Below are 19,734 nucleotides of genomic sequence, written 5' to 3' on the forward strand. Positions count from 1 at the left end.
CAAACTACTCAAACACGGTACAATACACCTGAATTCGCACAAATCTGTGGTCATGATTAAATCCCTGAATCTTTAAACAATGTCGCCATGGAGCCACCATCCACAATAATGCGAACAGCACGCGCAAGCATTGGAGCTACGGGCAACACTTTGAAGCATTCGGGATGGTCATCCGGCAGTGCGATGGAGTCTGTGACTACCACCTCGGCTATAGACGGGTGATTGAGCTTACTTAGTGCTCCGTCCGAGAACAGACCATGTGTTGCGCATACATATACGTTTTTGGAGCCTCGCTCCTTCAACCCTTCAACAACATTGAGAATTGTCGTTCCGGTATCGATCAGATCCTCAATAATAATTGGAGTTCGACCTTCAACATCCCCAATAACGTGCGTAATAATCGATTCATTGTGGCTTGGACGCTTCTTAATCATAATGGCAAAAGGTGAATCCAGACGATTCGCCAGTTTCTCTGCCATCGAGGCTCGTCCCGCATCAGGGGAAACAACCACCGGATTTTCAATCCCTTTACTCAGCAAATAATCACTGATGAGATCCAATGATGTCATGTGATCCACAGGAATATTGAAAAATCCTTGAATTGCCGCTGCATGCAGATCAATGGTAACTACCCGGTTTGCCCCAGCAGTAGTTAACACATCCGCAACCATCTTGGCAGAGATCGGCTCACGCGGAGCAGACTTGCGTTCCTGACGGGCATATCCGTAATAAGGAACAATAATATTTACCGTACGGGCAGAAGCCCTTTTAGCTGCATCAATCATGACGAGCAGTTCTACGAACAACTCATTGATCGGATGAGATAATGATTGAACTAGAAACACATCACAGTTGCGGATCGTTTCTTCGTAGTGAACGTATATTTCTCCGCTCTTGAACCGGGACAGTTTGATCTTGCCTAGTTGTACACCCAGCTTGTCGCATACCTGTTCTGCCAGCTTAGGGTTCGATGAACCGGAAAAAATACGTAACGAATGCTGCATAATGCCCTCCCGAGGGTTGAAGTCCCAATATAATCCTTTATCAGTCTAAAAGTGAATGTTCAAAAAGGCCGGTTTTCAGTACCGAGAAGATGGGATAAAGCTAGAAATGGAGTAGCGGAGCGTAGGCAAAACTACGTGAGCAACCACAAAGTTTCCGAAGGAAACATTCTTCGTAAGCCTCCCACTTATTTCGGCTGAATTCCAGCTTCGATGCTGATGATGCCATTAGGCATCCTTCGTAATCAAAAGCGGACATTTTTGAACTACCTCTAAAAAGGTTATTTCCTACCCTCATTATACTCCACTGCCTTATACATTTAAAGAAAGGAACGAGCGCTGTCGGCCTTCAAAAACGGCTACCTCCGTACAGCCCAGCTCATGCAAGAGCGCCTCGGCCTCAGGTAGATAATCCCCTAGCTTCAGCGGATCATGTGCATCGGAGCCAAGGGTCAGCGGAATTCCCAATCGAATGGCCTCCGTTAACATCCGGCGACCAGGGAACATCTCTGCGCAGGGCTTCGATAATCCTGATGCATTGAGCTCCATAGCACAGCCACTTTTTGCGATAGCTTGTAGTGCTGCGTTTTCAAGGGCTATACGCTCTTCAGTCTGCTCTGGTGCCGGAGTGAAGCCAAAGCGCTTGATCACATCTGTATGACCCATAATATCGTACATTCCCGTCGCTGCCGCTTTGCTCACAGCATCATAGTACTGACGATAGACTCCTAGTACGTCTTTGCCTTCCCAATGATGGGTCTGGCGAAAATCCGTAATGTCCCATTCCCCGAGAAAATGAACCGATCCAATCACATAGTCCCATGGGTAGCGTTCAATAATGGCCCGGATTTCGGTCTCCCAGCCTTCAATATAGTCGCCTTCCAGGCCGACACGCACATCGATCTGACCACGGTACCGCTCTTTCAGAGAAAAACACTCTTCCACGTAACGCGGCAGCTCATCCATGGGCATTGCCATCTCAGGATAATAGTGAGCGGGGTCTACATGCAGCAAAGGCATGTGATCCGACAGCCCGATCTGCGACAGCCCAATCTCCACCCCACGCTGTACATAAGCCTCCAGCTTGCCAACCGCATGACCACACCGCTCATGGTGTGTATGATAGTCTATACGCACAGGCTCGCCTCCTAATCGCGGCGTGGCCGCTCGTGGCGACGGCTCAGCTCTGACATGATGTCATCCAGCGGCAGCTTGCGCTCTTGCAACAGAACGAGCAAGTGGTACATCAGGTCACTGACCTCAAGACGAAGCTCGTCATTGTCTTTATTTTTGGCGGCAATGATCGTCTCGGACGCTTCTTCACCGATTTTTTTCAGAATTTTATCAACGCCTTTATCGAAAAGGTACGTCGTATATGCACCTTCCGGACGCTCACGTTCACGCTCTGCAATGACCGATTCCAGTTCAGCCAGTACTTCAAAACGACTTCCGGAGCTAGCACTTGCAGTAGTTGCACTAAAATCGCCTGAAGCCTGGTCTGCTGATTGCTCTGGCAAGCCCACGATTTCATTATGGAAACACGTCACCGCTCCGGTGTGGCAAGCAGGTCCATTCGGTTTTACTTCAACTAGCAAGGTGTCACCATCACAATCGTATTTCAATGAAGTAATCGTCTGTACGTTGCCTGAAGTTGCGCCCTTGTGCCACAGCTCTTGACGCGAGCGTGACCAGAACCACGTTTCACCGGATTCAAGCGACAATTTCAGGGATTCACGATTCATATAAGCCATCATCAGAACTTGGCGTGTCTCTGCATCCTGCACAATGGCAGGTACCAAACCATCGCTCCAACGAATGTGTTCCACAACCTGCTCCAAGGATAACTGCTCCTTAATCTCATTGCTTACATTAGTCACGGATCTCCACCCCTTGCTCTCTCAAATGTTGTTTTAACGCCGGAACGGCGATTTCTTTGTAATGGAATATCGTTGCTGCTAGACCTGCATCCGCTTTGCCTGTCGTAAACACATCATAGAAATGGGATTCCTTTCCTGCACCGCCTGAAGCGATGACCGGAATACGTACCGATTCGGATACCGCTGCAGTCAGCTTCAGATCGAATCCGTCCTTCGTTCCGTCCGCGTCCATGCTTGTCAGCAGAATTTCGCCAGCGCCTAAGGTCTCCGCCTGTTTAACCCAGTCCAGCGCCTTAATTCCTGAAGGTTTACGTCCACCATGCGTGTACACTTCCCATTCGCCCCAAGCCTCATTATACTTGGCGTCTATTGCAACGACGATACACTGGGAACCAAAGCGGCGTGCTCCTTCTGCAATCAGCTGAGGATTAAGCACAGCTGCCGTATTTATCGCAATCTTGTCCGCTCCTGCACGCAGAATGCGCTTCATGTCTTCCACCTTGGAGATCCCTCCGCCTACGGTAAAAGGAATGGCGATCTCGCCTGCGGTTTGCCGCACCACTTCTTCCATCGTTTCGCGGCCTTCCACCGAAGCGGAGATATCGAGAAACACCAGTTCGTCCGCACCCTCGCGGTCATATAGCGCCGCCAGCTCCACCGGATCACCCGCATCGCGGAGATTGACGAAGTTAACGCCTTTGACAACCCGGCCGTCCTTCACGTCCAGACAAGGAATGATTCTTTTTGCCAGCATGCTCCTCTTCCTCTCTCCTGATGATCGTTATCGTGCAAATGTTATTTGAGCCTATATAGTATCGCTATTATTTATTTACCGCACGTACCGCTTCAGACAGATCAATACTGCCAGTATACAGCGCTTTTCCTACGATTGCTCCTCCGACACCATCTTCCGCATGTTTGCTTAAACGAAGCAGATCATCCATAACACTAACTCCACCGGAAGCAATCACCGTACGGCCACTTGCCTTCGCAAGAGATACGATCGCTTCCACGTTAGGGCCCTGCATCATACCATCACGAGAGATGTCTGTGAAGATGAAGGTTTCGGCACCGAATGCCGCCAACTCCTTTGCCAGTACCTCAGCCTGGACCTCCGATGTCTCCAGCCATCCACGTGTCGCCACATAGCCATTGCGTGCATCGATACCAATAGCTACTTTGTCTCCATATCGTCCCAGTACTTCTTCTGTAAAAGCACGATCCTCAATCGCAGCTGTTCCGATAATAAGGCGACTCACGCCGAGACCCAGCAGGCGTTCTACATCAGCCACTGTACGAAGGCCTCCACCGACCTGAACAGGCACGTTTACGGCCGAAGCGATACGCCCGATCAGCTCATCATTCACGGGATGACCTGCTTTTGCACCGTCCAGATCTACCAGATGAACGTATGTACCACCTTGCTTCTCCCAGGAAAGAGCAACTTGAACCGGGTCATCGTTATATACCGTTTCCTGATTGTAATCTCCCTGCACCAGTCTTACACATTTGCCGTCCCGGATATCAATTGCCGGATATATGATAAAAGATGACATACAAGGCCTCCTGAATATATTCATATTTGTGCTCTATATAAATTGAAACTAGAGAATATTTACACTTGCCACTCCGATGACAGAACAACCTTCCGATCGCTGTTATCCCCAGATTTTTTTTGAATCCCTTATTTAAAGGGGAAAATCCGGGGATAAAGGCGAACGCCTCGCTTCTTCAGGTTATTTCTGTCCTCTCCGTTATCGTGTAAATGATTAGTTCAATTTATATAGATTAGATTTTATATAAGTTTAGCTACGTATTATTTTATAAGGATGAAATTAAAAAATCATAGGATCGCGAATTATGGTTACGCATTAGGTCGTCCAGTCAACGCCAGGAAGTTTCCAAACAGCTTCATCCCCAGCTCCCCGCTCTTCTCCGGGTGGAACTGCATGCCGAAATTGGAGCCTCTGCCAACAATCGCCGTAACCGGATGTCCGTAATCCGTTACTGCCAATAGATCGCTCTCTACGTCCGTACGTGCATGATATGAATGGACAAAATAGACATGACTTGCCTCAAGCCCCGCGAATAGCGGATTTTCCGGGTGCAGGAACTGCAATCGATTCCAGCCCATATGCGGAACCTTTAATTCTCCCGGTGCGAATCGCACAACTTTACCCGGCAAAATATTCAATCCTTCATGCTCGCCATGCTCCTCGCTAGAGCTGAACAACAGCTGCATGCCCAGACAGATGCCGAGTAGCGGTGTTGGTCCAGCTGCCGCTTCCTTCACCACTGCGTCCAAACCACTCTCTCTCAAGTGAACCATGGCATCGCCAAATGCACCTACACCTGGCAATATCACACCATCTGCACCAAGAATCGCATCCCGGTCACCTGTGACCAGCGCTTCGTAGCCAAGACGTTCGACTGCTTTGCCGACGCTGTGCAGGTTCCCCATACCGTAATCGACAATTGCAATCGCCATCGTCTACAGCACTCCCTTCGTGGAAGGCACACCCGTTACACGTGGATCAATCGTTGTTGCCTCATCCAATGCACGTCCCAGTGCTTTGAAGATCGCCTCGATCATGTGGTGCGTATTTTGTCCGTAGTGCACGATAACGTGCAATGTAATGCGCGCTTCCAGCGCCAGTTTCCACAGAAACTCATGTACCAGCTCGGTTGAGAAGCTGCCCACTTGCTGAGACGGGTATTGTGCGCGGTACTCAAAGTGAGGGCGGTTGCTGACATCGATGACTACCTGAGCGAGAGCCTCATCCATCGGCACAAAAACACTCGCATAACGTTTGATGCCCCGCTTGTCACCCAATGCTTCACGAAGAGTCTGTCCCAGACAGATCCCGATGTCCTCCACCGTGTGGTGGTCATCAATATCAACATCGCCACGCGCCTGTACGTTCAAATCGAATTGTCCATGCTTTGTGAACAGATCGAGCATATGATTCAGGAAAGGTACGTCCGTTTCAATCTCGGATTGCCCGGTTCCATCTACGGCAAAAGAAAGCTGAATGTTCGTTTCATTTGTTTTGCGGTCTACCTCTGCCTGACGTACAGCACCCTTGTTCTGAAGGTCCAAACCATTATTCTGCTTATCCATTATCCGATTCCGCCTTTCCTTCCTGTTCTAACCGTACAGAGATCGCACGGGCGTGTCCTTCGAGCCCTTCATGCCGGGCCAGCTCTATAATAGCCGATCCATTTTGGAGTAATGCTTCCTTGCTGTAATAGATCAAACTCGATTTTTTGATAAAATCATCCACGTCCACAGGTGAACTGAATCGGGCTGTTCCATTTGTCGGAATAATGTGATTCGGTCCCGCAAAATAATCCCCTACCGGCTCCGAGCTATACGGGCCGAGGAAGATCGCTCCGGCATTCTCGATTCGGCCAGCGTAAGCCATAGGCTCCTGCACCATGATCTCCAGATGCTCCGGTGCGAGCCTGTTCACCACATCGATTCCCTCATCGATGGAATCGACCACAATAATTGCGCCATACTGCTCCACGGAAGCAGCAGCGATATCACGCCGCGGCAGCACTTCTAGCTGCTGCCGCACTTCGGCCTGCACGGCTTCCGCCAGCACAGCCGAGGTTGTGACGAGAATGGCCGATGCCATCTCGTCATGCTCCGCCTGCGACAACAGGTCGGCGGCGACATATACCGGATTCGCCGTTTCATCGGCGAGCACCACAATCTCACTCGGCCCGGCGATACTATCGATATCGACTGCGCCGTACACTTCGCGCTTCGCGAGCGCCACGTATATATTGCCCGGTCCACAGATCTTGTCGACCGGGGCAATGCTCTCCGTGCCGTAAGCGAGGGCGGCGATCGCCTGAGCGCCGCCAACCCTATACATCTCGCTCACGCCTGCTTCCGCAGCAGCCACGAGAATGTACGGGTTAATGCCTTCGCCGCCGTTCGTTGACGGCGGCGTCACCAACACAATCTCCGGCACGCCAGCCACCTGTGCCGGAATCACATTCATCAGCACCGACGAAGGGTACGCTGCTTTGCCGCCAGGTACATACACGCCGACCCGCTTCAGCGGCCGGATCACCTGGCCCAGCAGACTGCCGTCCGGCTGCCAATCCATCCATGAGTTGCGTTTCTGCTTCTCATGAAAAGCACGAATGTTAGCGGCGGCCTGACGGATCGCCGTCACGAAGGAAGGCTCTACGGCTGCATAAGCTGCCTGCAGCTCTTCCTGCGGCACGCGCAGCTCCGCGGCCGTCAGCTTCGTGCGGTCCAACTGCTCTGTGTAACGCAGCAGTGCCGCATCTCCTTCCCGGCGAATGTCGCTGACAATGCGCCGTACCGTTTCATTTTGCTCCGGTGTACCATATTCCACTTCCCGCTTCAGATCAAATTCCCGTGCAGGTACAATTTTCATGCGTACATCCTCCCTATCCCTGTAGTGCCTGTGATGCGACTAAAACCCGTTTATGCTATATAATCAATCAGCGATTAGTTACTTCCGTCCATCTTACATGCTTGATTTATCCTCGAAAAATCCCCGCCGACACCTCATTCGAGGCTGGAATGACCTGTTGGAGAGCATCGCATAATGCCTGAATTCGTGCGTTCTTCATCCGATAGCTGACCCGATTGGCAATAAGGCGGCTTGTGATATCCAGAATGCCCGTCATCTCCACGAGTCCGTTCTCACGCAGCGTCTGTCCCGTCTCTACCAGATCGACGATTCGGTCAGCCAGCCCGATCAGCGGCGCCAGTTCGATCGAACCATTCAGTTTGATAACTTCCACCTGCTGTCCTTGCTCGCGGAAATACTGGGAAGCGATTCTCGGGTACTTTGTTGCCACACGCTGCTGAATGCCAGGTGTCCAGTCCGGTAGTCCAATAACAGACATGCGGCACTGGGCGATTCCCAGGTTCAACAATTCGTACACGTCCCGATTTTCCTCAAGCAGAACGTCTTTACCCACAATCCCTATATCCGCTACTCCATACTCCACATACGTTGGCACGTCTACGGGCTTCGCCATGATGAACTCCATCCCCGCTTCCGGCACTTCGATGACCAGCTTGCGCGTATCGTCCACGTCTACCGGAATATCAAGCCCTGCTTCACGGAACAGTTTGGAGGCTTTCTTATAGATTCGGCCCTTCGGCATAGCTACCTTCAAAATATCCGACATCTTAGCGTTCCCCTCCATTTTCAGATCCGTACGTGATAACCTGCTCAGCCTGAATTGATTTGTTTCCTGTTAGAGCCTCTGCCCCATCTTTAGGAAGGAGGTATGTTACTACATTCTGACCAATGCTGCGTAGTCTCGCCGCCTCTGTTAGAGCCTCAGCTCGGTGTTCCGAAGTATATTGAATAAGTACAGGCTTCTTCTCTTCCATCGTAATTCCATGAACACCATCGATAATACGGTTTGTTTTGAGTGCAAATCCTGTAGCCGGTAATGAACGGCCAAACTGTTGTAACAGATTATCATATCGTCCGCCACTGCATACCGGGGATCCGAGCTCTGCCGCATACCCTTCAAACGTCATGCCTGTATAATAGGAGAAATCACCAATCATCGTCAGATCAATCAGCACATGCTCAGAAACACCGTACGCTTCCAACACTTCGAATACTGCACAGAGATGTGCAATGGACTGTGCTGCTTCAGTACTTGAACTCAGCTCTGCTGCGTGTGTACATACTTCTTTACCGCCACGCAGACGCAAAATGGCTTCAAGCTGCTCCTTCAGTTTCGGTTCCAGATTCAATGCTTCAATGGATTGGCGATAACCGACATAATCACGTCCCAGCAATCCTTCTTTCAACTGCTCCTGTTGTACCGTTTGGCCCGGAATGACTTCTTCCAGTAACCCGTTCAGAAATCCCATATGACCCATCGCAATTTTAAAGGAAGATACACCCGCTGCCTGCAAAGAAGCGATCGCAAGTGCTACAACTTCTGCATCTGCCTCTGGCGAATCATCACCGACAAGCTCTACACCTGTTTGAAAAAATTCCGCCTCACGCCCCGCTTCCTCTTCAATGGAACGAAACACATTCGCATGATAGGACAAACGCAGAGGAAGCTCCTCATCCTTTAATAGAGAAGAGACCACCCGTGCAATCGGAGCTGTCAGATCTGATCTTAGTACGAGCGTAGTCCCGCGGCTGTTCAATAATTTAAACAACTTGCGATCCGATGTGGAACTCGCTACACCTACGGTATCGTAGTATTCAATCGTTGGCGTAATGATTTGACGGTAACCCCAGCGTTCCATGCATTCCAATACATTCCGCTCAATGGTTCGCAGCTTGGTCACCACATGTGGTGTATAGTCACGAAAACCTGTCGGTTTTTCAAAGCCTTTTGGTTTGGACATTGGTATTATTCACCCCGAGTCAGTAATTTAAGATTGGTAGACGTTCTATTTCAACAGGATTTATGTAATGTAAATCCCCATTCTATCTTGTAACCTGAATTTTTATTGTTGCTGCCAGGCAGCCTTCAGAAAATGTTTAGTACGTGTTCACTTATTCTTAATTATACTTACTTCTATCTTTTTTCTTTAACATGGTAAAGTGCTAACAAACTAAAGGATATGGGATATGATAACATGAATGACTATCCATCGTCAACAATACAGCCCCTTTGGGGGCTTGTACTATATCCTCCATTTTGATCCCATTGCTGAACATGAGTCTAACTATTTGTATACGAAAAAAGCTGCCATCAGCAGCTTCCTTACTCCAGTCAATTCGACTTATTGCACTCCCCTTGACTGAACCCATTCAGGTTAATTTTCGTCCGTGTATTCTTTGTGATGATCTTTTACAGATATATCCGTGGGCCGTCTCGGCCGTCAACCAAAATCATTACTCATCAGCCTTTATGACAATCTCCTCCGCTGATGCATTCGAGCGAGACAGATCACGAAGTGGATTCCCTCCAACAAAAGCTCCCGGAGCTACATCCTTATGAACAACTGCTCCTGCAGCTACAACCGCACCGTCTCCGATGGTCACACCTGGCAGGATGGTTGAATTTGCACCGATCAGTACATTTTCCCCGATAATCACCTCACCGAGTCTGTACTCTTTAATAAGATACTCGTGAGCCAGGATCGTGGTATTGTAGCCAATCACGGAATTTTCGCCTACCGTAATTTTCTCCGGAAAGAAAACATCAACCATCACCATCAATCCAAAAGCCGTATGTTTACCCACCTTCATGCCGAGCATGCGACGATAGATCCAATTCTTGACCGATAGAATCGGGCAGTACCGTGACAACTGAATCCAGATAAAATTGCGCACGCCTTTCCACGGACTCACAGTCTTATAGATATGCCAAAGTGCGTTATGGCCTTCTACGGGATAGCGGGTTACTTTTCTCATGAACGTTCCGTTTCAATCAGCTTAAGCAAGTCCTTCATGTCGTGCAAAATGTAATCCGGGTTATAGCCGCTCAATACGGCCTCTCCCTTAAGGGACCAGGATACGCCTGCCGAAAGCGCACCCGCGTTCTGTGCCGATTGAATATCGACTGGGCTGTCACCCACCATCAATGTTTTGGAAGGATCCGCACCCAACTCTTCGATCGCCTTCAGGACTGGTTCAGGATGCGGTTTGGGATTGGTTACATCCGTAACTGTCACAATCGATTTCATATACTTCAACAGGTCGAAACGCTCCAGCACCTTAAGTGTAGATGGACGAATCTTCGTTGTGACAACACCCATCACGATTCCTGCCTCATGAAGAGCTTCAACGACCTCAATCACGTGAGGAAACGGCTGAACCATCGCCTCATGATGAACGTCGTTATACGCCCGATATCCTTTGACATACTCCGCAACATCCTCTTTCCCAGAGAACGTACGCATCTGATTCTCCAGTGTCCCCCCCATATGAGGAATGATCTGTTCGCGTGTCCAAGGGGTAGATAACTGCAAATCCTTCATCACATGAAGGAAAGAGTTGATAATTAGTTCATTCGTATCAATAATCGTTCCATCCAGATCAAACAAAACCGTGTCAACCATGTTGCATTACTCCTTTTTCTCTTCAGCTTGCTTCAGATCCTCTTTGGTCGAGACTGGAGTTACCGTGTCCTCTTTGCCTGCAACCGGGCCTGTGTGCACCATATCATCCGATGATTCTGAAGGAACTTTGGAAGATACAATTGGATCGCTATACCTTACATCTGCCTTGCCTGTCATTCTTCTCACAACGATGAAGACTATCGCAACAATAATGATCCCAATAGCCAGCAACTGCGAAATTCTTACGTTACCGTAGGCCGGATCAAGATATCCTTGCTCGAATCCCATAGCTGTCATCGGTGACCATAACCCATTAACCATGGAGGCAACCCATTGCGGAGCCTGGAATCCCAGACTGTCGGTACGAAGCGCTTCGATAAAGAAACGACCGATCGAGTACCAGATAAAATAGGACATAAACAGCTCACCAGCACGCAGGAACTTCTGACGACGAAGCACCAGCAAGATGACCAGACCAACAAGACTCCACATCGATTCATACAAAAATGCAGGATGATGGAATACACCTTCCACATTCATCTGATTAACGATAAAGTCTGGCAAATGAAGCTTGTCTCTCAAAAATGATTCTTCTACTGGACCACCATAAGCCTCTTGGTTTACAAAGTTACCCCAGCGTCCGATCATTTGTCCAACGATCAGTCCAGGCGCACAGATGTCGGCCATACGCCAGAAGTTATACCCTTTACGACGGAAGAAAATGACTGCACATATGATCGCACCAATCAGTGCGCCATATATCGCGATTCCACCATTCCATATTTTAAAGACATCCCAGAAATTATCCTTATAATCGTCCCATCGAAATGCCACGTAGTATATGCGGGCACCGATAATGGCAGAAGGCACACCAAGCAGGACCATGTCCATAAACACTTCCTGCGGAATGTTATACCGTTTGCCTTCCCGGATGACGAGCAGCAAACCTACAAGTGCCGCTGTACCGAGAATAAGCCCGTACCAGTGAACCTTTAACGCTCCAATGGAGAACGCAATGGGGTTCAACAGTAATAATGTATCCATTCATTCACACTCCTATAAATTGACTCATTCACAAGCAGGACCAACTGCTGCATGTCTCCAACACGCTATACAGGAGTAGAACACATCAACAATTGGCCTTTAATGATATAATAGAGCCTTCTCTTCTTAGTCCATGTCTTCCATGTCTTCCGAAATCGTTGCTGTCAGCTTGTTCGTAAATTGCAGCGCAGCGTTAAGTCCCATTTGCTTAAGACGATAGTTCATCGCCGCAACTTCAATAATTACAGCCAAGTTCCGTCCCGGACGAACAGGAATGGTTACCAGAGGTACATCTGTATCGATGATACGTGTTGTCTCCTCATCCAGACCGAGGCGATCATACTGCTTATCCTGCTGCCAAGCCTCTAGACGCACTACCAGGGTGATCCGTTTATTATTACGCACAGCCCCTGCACCAAATAATGTCATCACATTGATAATCCCGACTCCCCGAATCTCAAGTAGGTGACGGATGAGCTCTGGTGCTGTTCCGTGCAGCTGGAAGTCTGATGTTTGCCGGATTTCAACTGCATCATCCGCAATCAAACGGTGTCCACGCTTCACCAATTCAAGTGCCGTTTCACTCTTACCAATACCACTACTGCCCGTAATTAGCATACCGACTCCATTCACATCACACAGTACGCCATGAATCGTTGCCGTTGGCGCAAGCTTACGCTCCAGGAATCCGGTAATACGGCTCGATAAAATGGTTGTAGCCATGTTGCTGCGAAGCACGGCCAGATTCTGCTCCTCACTGATTTCGATCAGTTCCTGTGGTACTTCCAGTCCACGAGTCACCAAGATACAAGGTGTTTCTTCCGTGCATAGGCGCTGCATCCGATCACGACGCTCGGCCTCAGGCAACATGGAAAAAAAGGCCAGCTCTGTTCTCCCAAGCAGCTGTACCCGTTCTTGTGGATGGTATTCAAAATAACCGGCCATTTCGAGGCCAGGACGGTTTAAGTCGTCTACAGTAATGACTCTCTTCAAACCTTGAGCTCCGGAAACGACCTCAAGCTGGAACTGCTGTACCAATTCAGATACTTTCACTTTTTTCGCCATTTGTCTCTTCCTTTCAGCATTCGCTGCCTCTCTATGTACATCAGCATTTTTGCGTCAATTCCATTCCATTATTAGCGCATTCATTTTGTTTGTTTCAGGTTACAGATTTTACAAAACAAAACCAGCCTTCAAATAATCTTAAATGAATTCAGTGTTGAATGCAATCGTGAACCATGGCCGCCCATTAATCAAAAAAGCCCCTTCCAGCAATAACGGAAGGGGCTCAGATTACAATGTATAATTGCGTTAACTGATAGATTCCATCGTTACCGATGAATCTCAGTACTATTAGTCTTGAAGAAGAACGTTTGCTTCAGTCTCTTTGTCAAAGATATGAACTTTGTTCATGTCAATTGCCATTTTAACTGTGGAACCATCACGAGTGTTGGAACGTCCGTCTACACGTGCGATTGTAGTGTCGTTACCTACACCGCTCAAGTAGAGGAGCATTTCGTGACCCAAGTTCTCTGTTACGTCTACGTGTGTAGAGAATACAGAGTTCGGCGATGCTTCCAGGAATACTGGCTCTTCGTGAATGTCTTCTGGACGAACACCCAGAATGACTTCTTTACCAATGTATCCTCTTGATTTCAGCACTTGTGCTTTACCTTGTGGGATTTCAACGTCCACACCAGGAGCTACGAAATGCAGGCTAGCACCTTGCTCAGCCAATTTACCCGAGATAAAGTTCATTGTCGGGGAACCGATGAAACCAGCTACGAACAGGTTAGCAGGGTGGTTGTAAAGCTCTTCTGGAGAAGCTGCTTGTTGGATGATACCATCCTTCATAACAACGATCCGATCACCCATTGTCATTGCTTCGATTTGGTCATGCGTTACGTAGATAACGGTTGTTTCCAAACGTTTCGCAAGTTTAGTGATCTCAGCACGCATTTGACCACGAAGTTTAGCATCCAAGTTGGAGAGAGGCTCATCCATCAAGAACACTTGTGGATCACGGACGATCGCACGTCCCAAAGCGACACGCTGACGTTGACCACCGGACAATGCCTTAGGTTTACGCTCAAGCAAATGCTCGATATCCAGGATTTTAGCTGCTTCACGTACACGTTTGTCGATCTCATCTTTTTTCACTTTACGCAATTTCAGACCAAACGCCATGTTTTGGTATACGCTCATATGCGGATACAAGGCATAGGATTGGAATACCATCGCGATATCGCGGTCTTTAGGAGCAACGTCATTAACGACACGGTCACCGATATAGAGTTTACCTTCAGAAATTTCCTCAAGGCCTGCGATCATACGCAGTGTTGTTGATTTACCACAACCGGACGGACCTACCAGTACCAGAAACTCTTTATCTTTAATGTCCAGGTTAATATCAACTACTGTTGCTTTATCAGAACCCGGGTATTTTTTGAAAATATGCTCTAAACGTACACCAGCCATGATTGTTGCCTCCTCAGAGATCATTTTGTAATCGAATACATTTTGTAGTTTTATATTAACCCATTTGCATGATGTTTGACTATTCGCAAACTGCACAAAAATATCAAAGCTTTTTCGTCACTTTGTACATAAGCAGTAAAAGCCTTACCAGAACAGCACTTTCGAAGTTTCTGACATCATATCCGATCTCCTGTTTGATCTTATCCAAACGATATACCAAAGTATTACGATGAATAAAGAGTCGCTTTGCCGTCTCACTCACATTACAATCGAGATTGAAGAAGGTCTCCAGCGTAGCCAGTGTCTCACTATCACTAAATAACACAGTACCTTTGCCCGTTTCCTGTATAAAACGAAGACGTTGTTGCACAGGAATGCTATCTACCAAACGTTCGAGTTGCAGATCCCAAGGGAGATGGATGTGTTGTGCGACATGGAAAGCCCTGCCCAAGTGCACACTCTCTTGAAGAAGTGCCGTGACAGGAGATAGCTGCTTTGCAGGGGTACATGGTAAGGATGCAGACAAATGAAATACGCCCGCCCATTCACTGGCCACCAATTCATAGAGCCCCTGACAAAAGGCATTCAGTAAATCCTTTCTGGCTTCCGTCGTATCCTCTTCAGCTTCGCCAGTGACAATCTGTTCATCACCTAGAAACACCCACTCCTGCGCTCCCACAGGAATCAGTATAATCTCTTCACCGAAATAACTTTCGAGCAACTTATTCAATTCCTTCGAACGTATGCGATGGGCATCAGGTGTCTCACATTGAAGTAGAAATGGGATTTTCTCTGTATTCAATTCTCCATCCAGTGAAAAACGATCTGGAATAGGCTCCTGCTGGACTGTTTGCTCAATCTGTTTGCGAAGCCATTGTCCCAATTCAGCAAGCTGTTGTTCTCTATCATTTTCATATATCACAGGCTGTTCTTCATCTAAAGATTCCTTATGACTACTAATGAGAAGTTCAATTAAACGCTGAACTTCCAGCGTAACGGCATCAACAGAACATGCCCAATATAAAAGAGTACCTTCTTCCTCGTTCATCCCGACTTTAAAATATATAAGGTCTTGTGTACGCCAACTGCTTACATCCTTAGCCAAACCAACCATCTTCTCATCATCACCTATGAAACCTTCGGCCTCTTTTGTAAGAGTATTATGAGCCACTGGAACAGTTCTACGATAAGCTGAGCTTAATCCATATTGATTCCATTCTTCTATAGTTATCACGGATTCGTCCAATGTAGTACCTATAATTGCTTCGATTTGTTGTTTTAGATCAGGTATGAGCTTCATATAATGAACGCCACCACTCTGCTTTTTTCTATTATTTTATCATATCTTGCGCAGCATCGCCTTTTTCAGTCTTTATTAGAGTTTCCACATTATTAATTTATTTATCTACAACAAAAAAGAGTGATTAATCAAATTAATGATCAATCACTCTTTTTAAAAGATGAGTCATGAAGGGCTCGAACCTTCGACACCCTGATTAAAAGTCAGGTGCTCTACCAACTGAGCTAATGACTCGAAAAACTGGTGGAGGATGATGGATTCGAACCACCGAACCCGTACGGGAGCAGATTTACAGTCTGATGCGTTTGGCCACTTCGCTAATCCTCCAGGATTACATGGTGGCTCGGGACGGAATCGAACCGCCGACACGAGGATTTTCAGTCCTCTGCTCTACCGACTGAGCTACCGAGCCTTATTAAATTTTTAGATTAATGGCGGAACCGACGGGATTCGAACCCGCGATCTCCTGCGTGACAGGCAGGCATGTTAGGCCAACTACACCACGGTTCCAGGCATTAATGGTGCCGGCGAGAGGACTTGAACCCCCAACCTACTGATTACAAGTCAGTTGCTCTACCAGTTGAGCTACACCGGCGTATATGGTGGAGGCTGAGGGGATCGAACCCCCGACCCTCTGCTTGTAAGGCAGATGCTCTCCCAGCTGAGCTAAGCCTCCTGGGTAATATGGTAGCGGCGGAGGGGATCGAACCCCCGACCTCACGGGTATGAACCGTACGCTCTAGCCAGCTGAGCTACACCGCCATATTAATAATATTGATCTTGATTGCTTGTCCATCTTAAGGTAAAGATGGCGGAGAGAGAGGGATTCGAACCCTCGCACCGCTTACGCAGTCTAACCCCTTAGCAGAGGGTCCCCTTATAGCCACTTGGGTATCTCTCCAAATAGACAATCATGAACAATGCTTACAAGGATTGCTCCCTGAAAACTAGATCCGAAACGAAATGTGCGATTTACAACTTGCATATTGGATAAGCCCTCGACCGATTAGTACTGGTCAGCTCCATGCATTGCTGCACTTCCACCCCCAGCCTATCTACCTCGTCGTCTTCAAGGGGTCTTACATACTGGGAAATCTCATCTTGAGGGGGGCTTCACGCTTAGATGCTTTCAGCGCTTATCCCTTCCGTACATAGCTACCCAGCGGTGCTCCTGGCGGAACAACTGGTACACCAGCGGTACGTCCATCCCGGTCCTCTCGTACTAAGGACAGCTCCTCTCAAATTTCCTACGCCCACGACAGATAGGGACCGAACTGTCTCACGACGTTCTGAACCCAGCTCGCGTACCGCTTTAATGGGCGAACAGCCCAACCCTTGGGACCTACTTCAGCCCCAGGATGCGATGAGCCGACATCGAGGTGCCAAACCTCCCCGTCGATGTGGACTCTTGGGGGAGATAAGCCTGTTATCCCCAGGGTAGCTTTTATCCGTTGAGCGATGGCCCTTCCATGCGGTACCACCGGATCACTAAGCCCGACTTTCGTCCCTGCTCGACTTGTAGGTCTCGCAGTCAAGCTCCCTTATGCCTTTGCACTCTTCGAATGATTTCCAACCATTCTGAGGGAACCTTTGGGCGCCTCCGTTACTCTTTAGGAGGCGACCGCCCCAGTCAAACTGCCCACCTGACACTGTCCCCGCACCGGATTACGGTACCAGGTTAGAACCTAGATACGATCAGGGTGGTATCCCAACGGTGCCTCCACAGAAGCTTGCGCTCCTGCTTCAAAGGCTCCCACCTATCCTGTACAGATCGTACCCAAATTCAATATCAAGCTGCAGTAAAGCTCCATGGGGTCTTTCCGTCTTGTCGCGGGTAACCTGCATCTTCACAGGTATTAAAATTTCACCGGATCTCTCGTTGAGACAGCGCCCAAGTCGTTACGCCATTCGTGCGGGTCAGAATTTACCTGACAAGGAATTTCGCTACCTTAGGACCGTTATAGTTACGGCCGCCGTTTACTGGGGCTTCGGTTCACAGCTTCGGATTGCTCCTAACCGCTCCCCTTAACCTTCCAGCACCGGGCAGGCGTCAGCCCGTATACTTCGCCTTACGGCTTCGCACAGACCTGTGTTTTTGCTAAACAGTCGCTTGGGCCTTTTCACTGCGGCCCCCTCGTGCTATTCACACTACCGGGGCACCCCTTCTCCCGAAGTTACGGGGTCATTTTGCCGAGTTCCTTAACGAGAGTTCTTCCGCGCGCCTTAGAATTCTCTTCTCGCCTACCTGTGTCGGTTTGCGGTACGGGCACCATCACCTGGCTAGAGGCTTTTCTTGGCAGTGTGAGATCATGACCTTCGCTACTATAATTTTCGCTCCCCATTACAGCCCAGCCTTATGATGTGCGGATTTGCCTACACATCAGCCTCACTGCTTAGACGGACATCCATCAGTCCGCGTCACTACCCTGCTGCGTCCCCCCATTGCTCATAACGGCTTACGGTGGTACAGGAATTTCGACCTGTTGTCCTTCGACTACGCCTTTCGGCCTCGCCTTAGGTCCCGACTTACCCTGAGCGGACGAGCCTTCCTCAGGAACCCTTAGGCTTTCGGCGGATCAGATTCTCACTGATCTTTTCGTTACTCATACCGGCATTCTCACTTGTATAATGTCCAGCGCTCCTTACGGTACACCTTCAACCCTTATACAACGCTCCCCTACCCCTGATGCAAAGCATCAAGCCATAGCTTCGGTGGTGTGTTTAGCCCCGTTACATTTTCGGCGCAGAGTCACTCGACCAGTGAGCTATTACGCACTCTTTCAATGGTGGCTGCTTCTAAGCCAACATCCTGGTTGTCTGTGCAACTCCACATCCTTTCCCACTTAACACACACTTGGGGACCTTAGCTGATGGTCTGGGCTGTTTCCCTTTTGACAATGGATCTTAGCACTCACTGTCTGACTCCCGGAAGTAAGTCTATGGCATTCGGAGTTTGACTGAGCTTGGTAACCCTTGCGGGCCCCGCACCCAATCAGTGCTCTACCTCCACGACTCTGTTTTCCGAGGCTAGCCCTAAAGCTATTTCGGGGAGAACCAGCTATCTCCGAGTTCGATTGGAATTTCTCCGCTACCCCCACCTCATCCCCGCACTTTTCAACGTGCGTGGGTTCGGGCCTCCAGTGCGTGTTACCGCACCTTCACCCTGGACAGGGGTAGATCACCCGGTTTCGGGTCTACGTCCACGTACTATGTCGCCCTATTCAGACTCGCTTTCGCTGCGGCTCCGGCTCTTCACCTTAACCTTGCACGGGAACGTAACTCGCCGGTTCATTCTACAAAAGGCACGCCATCACCCCTAAAACGGGCTCTGACTTTTTGTAAGCACACGGTTTCAGGTTCTATTTCACTCCCCTTCCGGGGTGCTTTTCACCTTTCCCTCACGGTACTGCTTCACTATCGGTCGCTAGGAAGTATTTAGCCTTGGCAGATGGTCCTGCCGGATTCATACGGGGTTTCACGTGCCCCGCACTACTCGGGATACATCTCGGAGAGAACAGACTTTCAAGTACAGGGCTTTTACCTTCTTTGGCGGGCCTTTCCAGACCTCTTCGTTTAACCGGTTCCTTTGTAACTCCATGTGAGATGTCCCACAACCCCAAAGAGCAAGCTCTCTGGTTTGGGCTTCTCCGCGTTCGCTCGCCGCTACTGACGGAATCACTATTGTTTTCTCTTCCTCAAGGTACTTAGATGTTTCAGTTCCCCTGGTATGCCTCTACATAACCTATGTATTCAGTTATGAGTAACTGGAAATTACCCCAGCTGGGTTTCCCCATTCGGACACCCCCGGATCAAAGCTTGCTTACAGCTCCCCGAGGCAGTTTCGTTGTTCGCCACGTCCTTCATCGGCTCCTAGCGCCTAGGCATCCTCCGTGTGCTCTTAGTAGCTTAACCAATTGCTCAGATGAGCAAATGCAATCTACCGTTTTTATTGAAACTTGTTTACACAAGTCCAGCTTAAAAAGGAATGTTCTA

Annotated in this window: 16 protein-coding genes, 8 tRNA genes and 1 rRNA gene; all 25 read right to left on the reverse strand. The window is 48.8% G+C overall.

What is annotated here, in order from left to right:
• Positions 1–56: 56 nt before the first annotated feature.
• Positions 57–1,004: a ribose-phosphate diphosphokinase gene (locus MHB84_RS12255; RefSeq protein WP_076292000.1), complete on the reverse strand. Its 948-nt coding sequence runs from the start codon at positions 1,002–1,004 to the stop codon at positions 57–59.
• Between the two features lie 309 nt (positions 1,005–1,313).
• A complete protein-coding gene (gene hisJ, locus MHB84_RS12260; RefSeq protein WP_076292001.1) occupies positions 1,314–2,138 on the reverse strand; it encodes a histidinol-phosphatase HisJ in 825 nt (274 codons plus the stop codon).
• An 11-nt stretch (positions 2,139–2,149) separates the two neighbouring features.
• Entirely contained in the window at positions 2,150–2,878 is a 729-nt protein-coding gene (gene hisIE, locus MHB84_RS12265) for a bifunctional phosphoribosyl-AMP cyclohydrolase/phosphoribosyl-ATP diphosphatase HisIE (RefSeq protein ID WP_076292002.1), read from the reverse strand.
• Entirely contained in the window at positions 2,871–3,632 is a 762-nt protein-coding gene (gene hisF / locus MHB84_RS12270; protein WP_076292003.1) for an imidazole glycerol phosphate synthase subunit HisF, read from the reverse strand. Before hisF ends, hisIE begins: the two co-directional genes overlap by 8 nt.
• 67 nt (positions 3,633–3,699) lie before the next feature.
• A complete protein-coding gene (gene hisA, locus MHB84_RS12275; RefSeq protein WP_024634114.1) occupies positions 3,700–4,434 on the reverse strand; it encodes a 1-(5-phosphoribosyl)-5-[(5-phosphoribosylamino)methylideneamino]imidazole-4-carboxamide isomerase in 735 nt (244 codons plus the stop codon).
• Between the two features lie 308 nt (positions 4,435–4,742).
• The gene (hisH, locus tag MHB84_RS12280; protein ID WP_076292004.1) at positions 4,743–5,366 is read right to left on the reverse strand and encodes an imidazole glycerol phosphate synthase subunit HisH; all 624 of its coding nucleotides are present in this window, start codon (positions 5,364–5,366) and stop codon (positions 4,743–4,745) included.
• 3 nt (positions 5,367–5,369) lie between these two features.
• The gene (gene hisB / locus MHB84_RS12285) at positions 5,370–5,999 is read right to left on the reverse strand and encodes an imidazoleglycerol-phosphate dehydratase HisB (protein WP_063566514.1); all 630 of its coding nucleotides are present in this window, start codon (positions 5,997–5,999) and stop codon (positions 5,370–5,372) included.
• Positions 5,992–7,296 carry a histidinol dehydrogenase gene (gene hisD / locus MHB84_RS12290; RefSeq protein WP_076292005.1) on the reverse strand — a complete coding sequence of 435 codons (1,305 nt, stop codon included), beginning with the start codon at positions 7,294–7,296 and terminating at the stop codon, positions 5,992–5,994. Before hisD ends, hisB begins: the two co-directional genes overlap by 8 nt.
• Before the next feature lie 106 nt (positions 7,297–7,402).
• Positions 7,403–8,062 (reverse strand): ATP phosphoribosyltransferase, encoded by a 660-nt coding sequence (gene hisG / locus MHB84_RS12295; RefSeq protein WP_064641175.1) that lies wholly within the window; start codon positions 8,060–8,062, stop codon positions 7,403–7,405.
• 1 nt (position 8,063) lies between these two features.
• The gene (locus tag MHB84_RS12300; RefSeq protein WP_076292006.1) at positions 8,064–9,257 is read right to left on the reverse strand and encodes an ATP phosphoribosyltransferase regulatory subunit; all 1,194 of its coding nucleotides are present in this window, start codon (positions 9,255–9,257) and stop codon (positions 8,064–8,066) included.
• Between the two features lie 493 nt (positions 9,258–9,750).
• Positions 9,751–10,272, reverse strand: a complete 522-nt coding sequence (locus tag MHB84_RS12305; protein WP_076292007.1) for an acyltransferase — start codon at positions 10,270–10,272, stop codon at positions 9,751–9,753.
• Positions 10,269–10,919, reverse strand: coding sequence for a pyrophosphatase PpaX (gene ppaX / locus MHB84_RS12310; protein WP_076292008.1), 651 nt, complete (start codon positions 10,917–10,919; stop codon positions 10,269–10,271). Before ppaX ends, MHB84_RS12305 begins: the two co-directional genes overlap by 4 nt.
• A gap of 6 nt (positions 10,920–10,925) precedes the next feature.
• The gene (gene lgt / locus MHB84_RS12315) at positions 10,926–11,963 is read right to left on the reverse strand and encodes a prolipoprotein diacylglyceryl transferase (protein WP_076292009.1); all 1,038 of its coding nucleotides are present in this window, start codon (positions 11,961–11,963) and stop codon (positions 10,926–10,928) included.
• A 126-nt stretch (positions 11,964–12,089) separates the two neighbouring features.
• Positions 12,090–13,028, reverse strand: coding sequence for an HPr(Ser) kinase/phosphatase (gene hprK, locus MHB84_RS12320; RefSeq protein WP_076292010.1), 939 nt, complete (start codon positions 13,026–13,028; stop codon positions 12,090–12,092).
• A gap of 288 nt (positions 13,029–13,316) precedes the next feature.
• Positions 13,317–14,441 (reverse strand): ABC transporter ATP-binding protein, encoded by a 1,125-nt coding sequence (locus MHB84_RS12325; protein WP_076292011.1) that lies wholly within the window; start codon positions 14,439–14,441, stop codon positions 13,317–13,319.
• Positions 14,442–14,544: 103 nt separating this feature from the next.
• Complete coding sequence (locus tag MHB84_RS12330; protein ID WP_076292012.1) at positions 14,545–15,741, reverse strand: PucR family transcriptional regulator; 1,197 nt, start codon at positions 15,739–15,741, stop codon at positions 14,545–14,547.
• A 161-nt stretch (positions 15,742–15,902) separates the two neighbouring features.
• Positions 15,903–15,975, reverse strand: a tRNA-Lys gene (locus tag MHB84_RS12335).
• A 7-nt stretch (positions 15,976–15,982) separates the two neighbouring features.
• Positions 15,983–16,068 (reverse strand) — tRNA-Tyr (locus MHB84_RS12340).
• Positions 16,069–16,077: 9 nt separating this feature from the next.
• A tRNA-Phe gene (locus MHB84_RS12345) sits at positions 16,078–16,153 on the reverse strand.
• A gap of 20 nt (positions 16,154–16,173) precedes the next feature.
• A tRNA-Asp gene (locus MHB84_RS12350) sits at positions 16,174–16,251 on the reverse strand.
• Positions 16,252–16,260: 9 nt separating this feature from the next.
• Positions 16,261–16,336 (reverse strand) — tRNA-Thr (locus MHB84_RS12355).
• Positions 16,337–16,341: 5 nt separating this feature from the next.
• Positions 16,342–16,417 (reverse strand) — tRNA-Val (locus MHB84_RS12360).
• Positions 16,418–16,426: 9 nt separating this feature from the next.
• A tRNA-Met gene (locus tag MHB84_RS12365) sits at positions 16,427–16,503 on the reverse strand.
• A 47-nt stretch (positions 16,504–16,550) separates the two neighbouring features.
• Positions 16,551–16,642 (reverse strand) — tRNA-Ser (locus MHB84_RS12370).
• An 85-nt stretch (positions 16,643–16,727) separates the two neighbouring features.
• A 23S ribosomal RNA gene (locus MHB84_RS12375) occupies positions 16,728–19,653 on the reverse strand.
• Positions 19,654–19,734 lie beyond the last annotated feature (81 nt).

Origin of the sequence: Paenibacillus sp. FSL F4-0087 (assembly GCF_038020215.1) — a bacterium.
Classification (GTDB): Bacteria; Bacillota; Bacilli; order Paenibacillales; family Paenibacillaceae; genus Paenibacillus; species Paenibacillus taichungensis.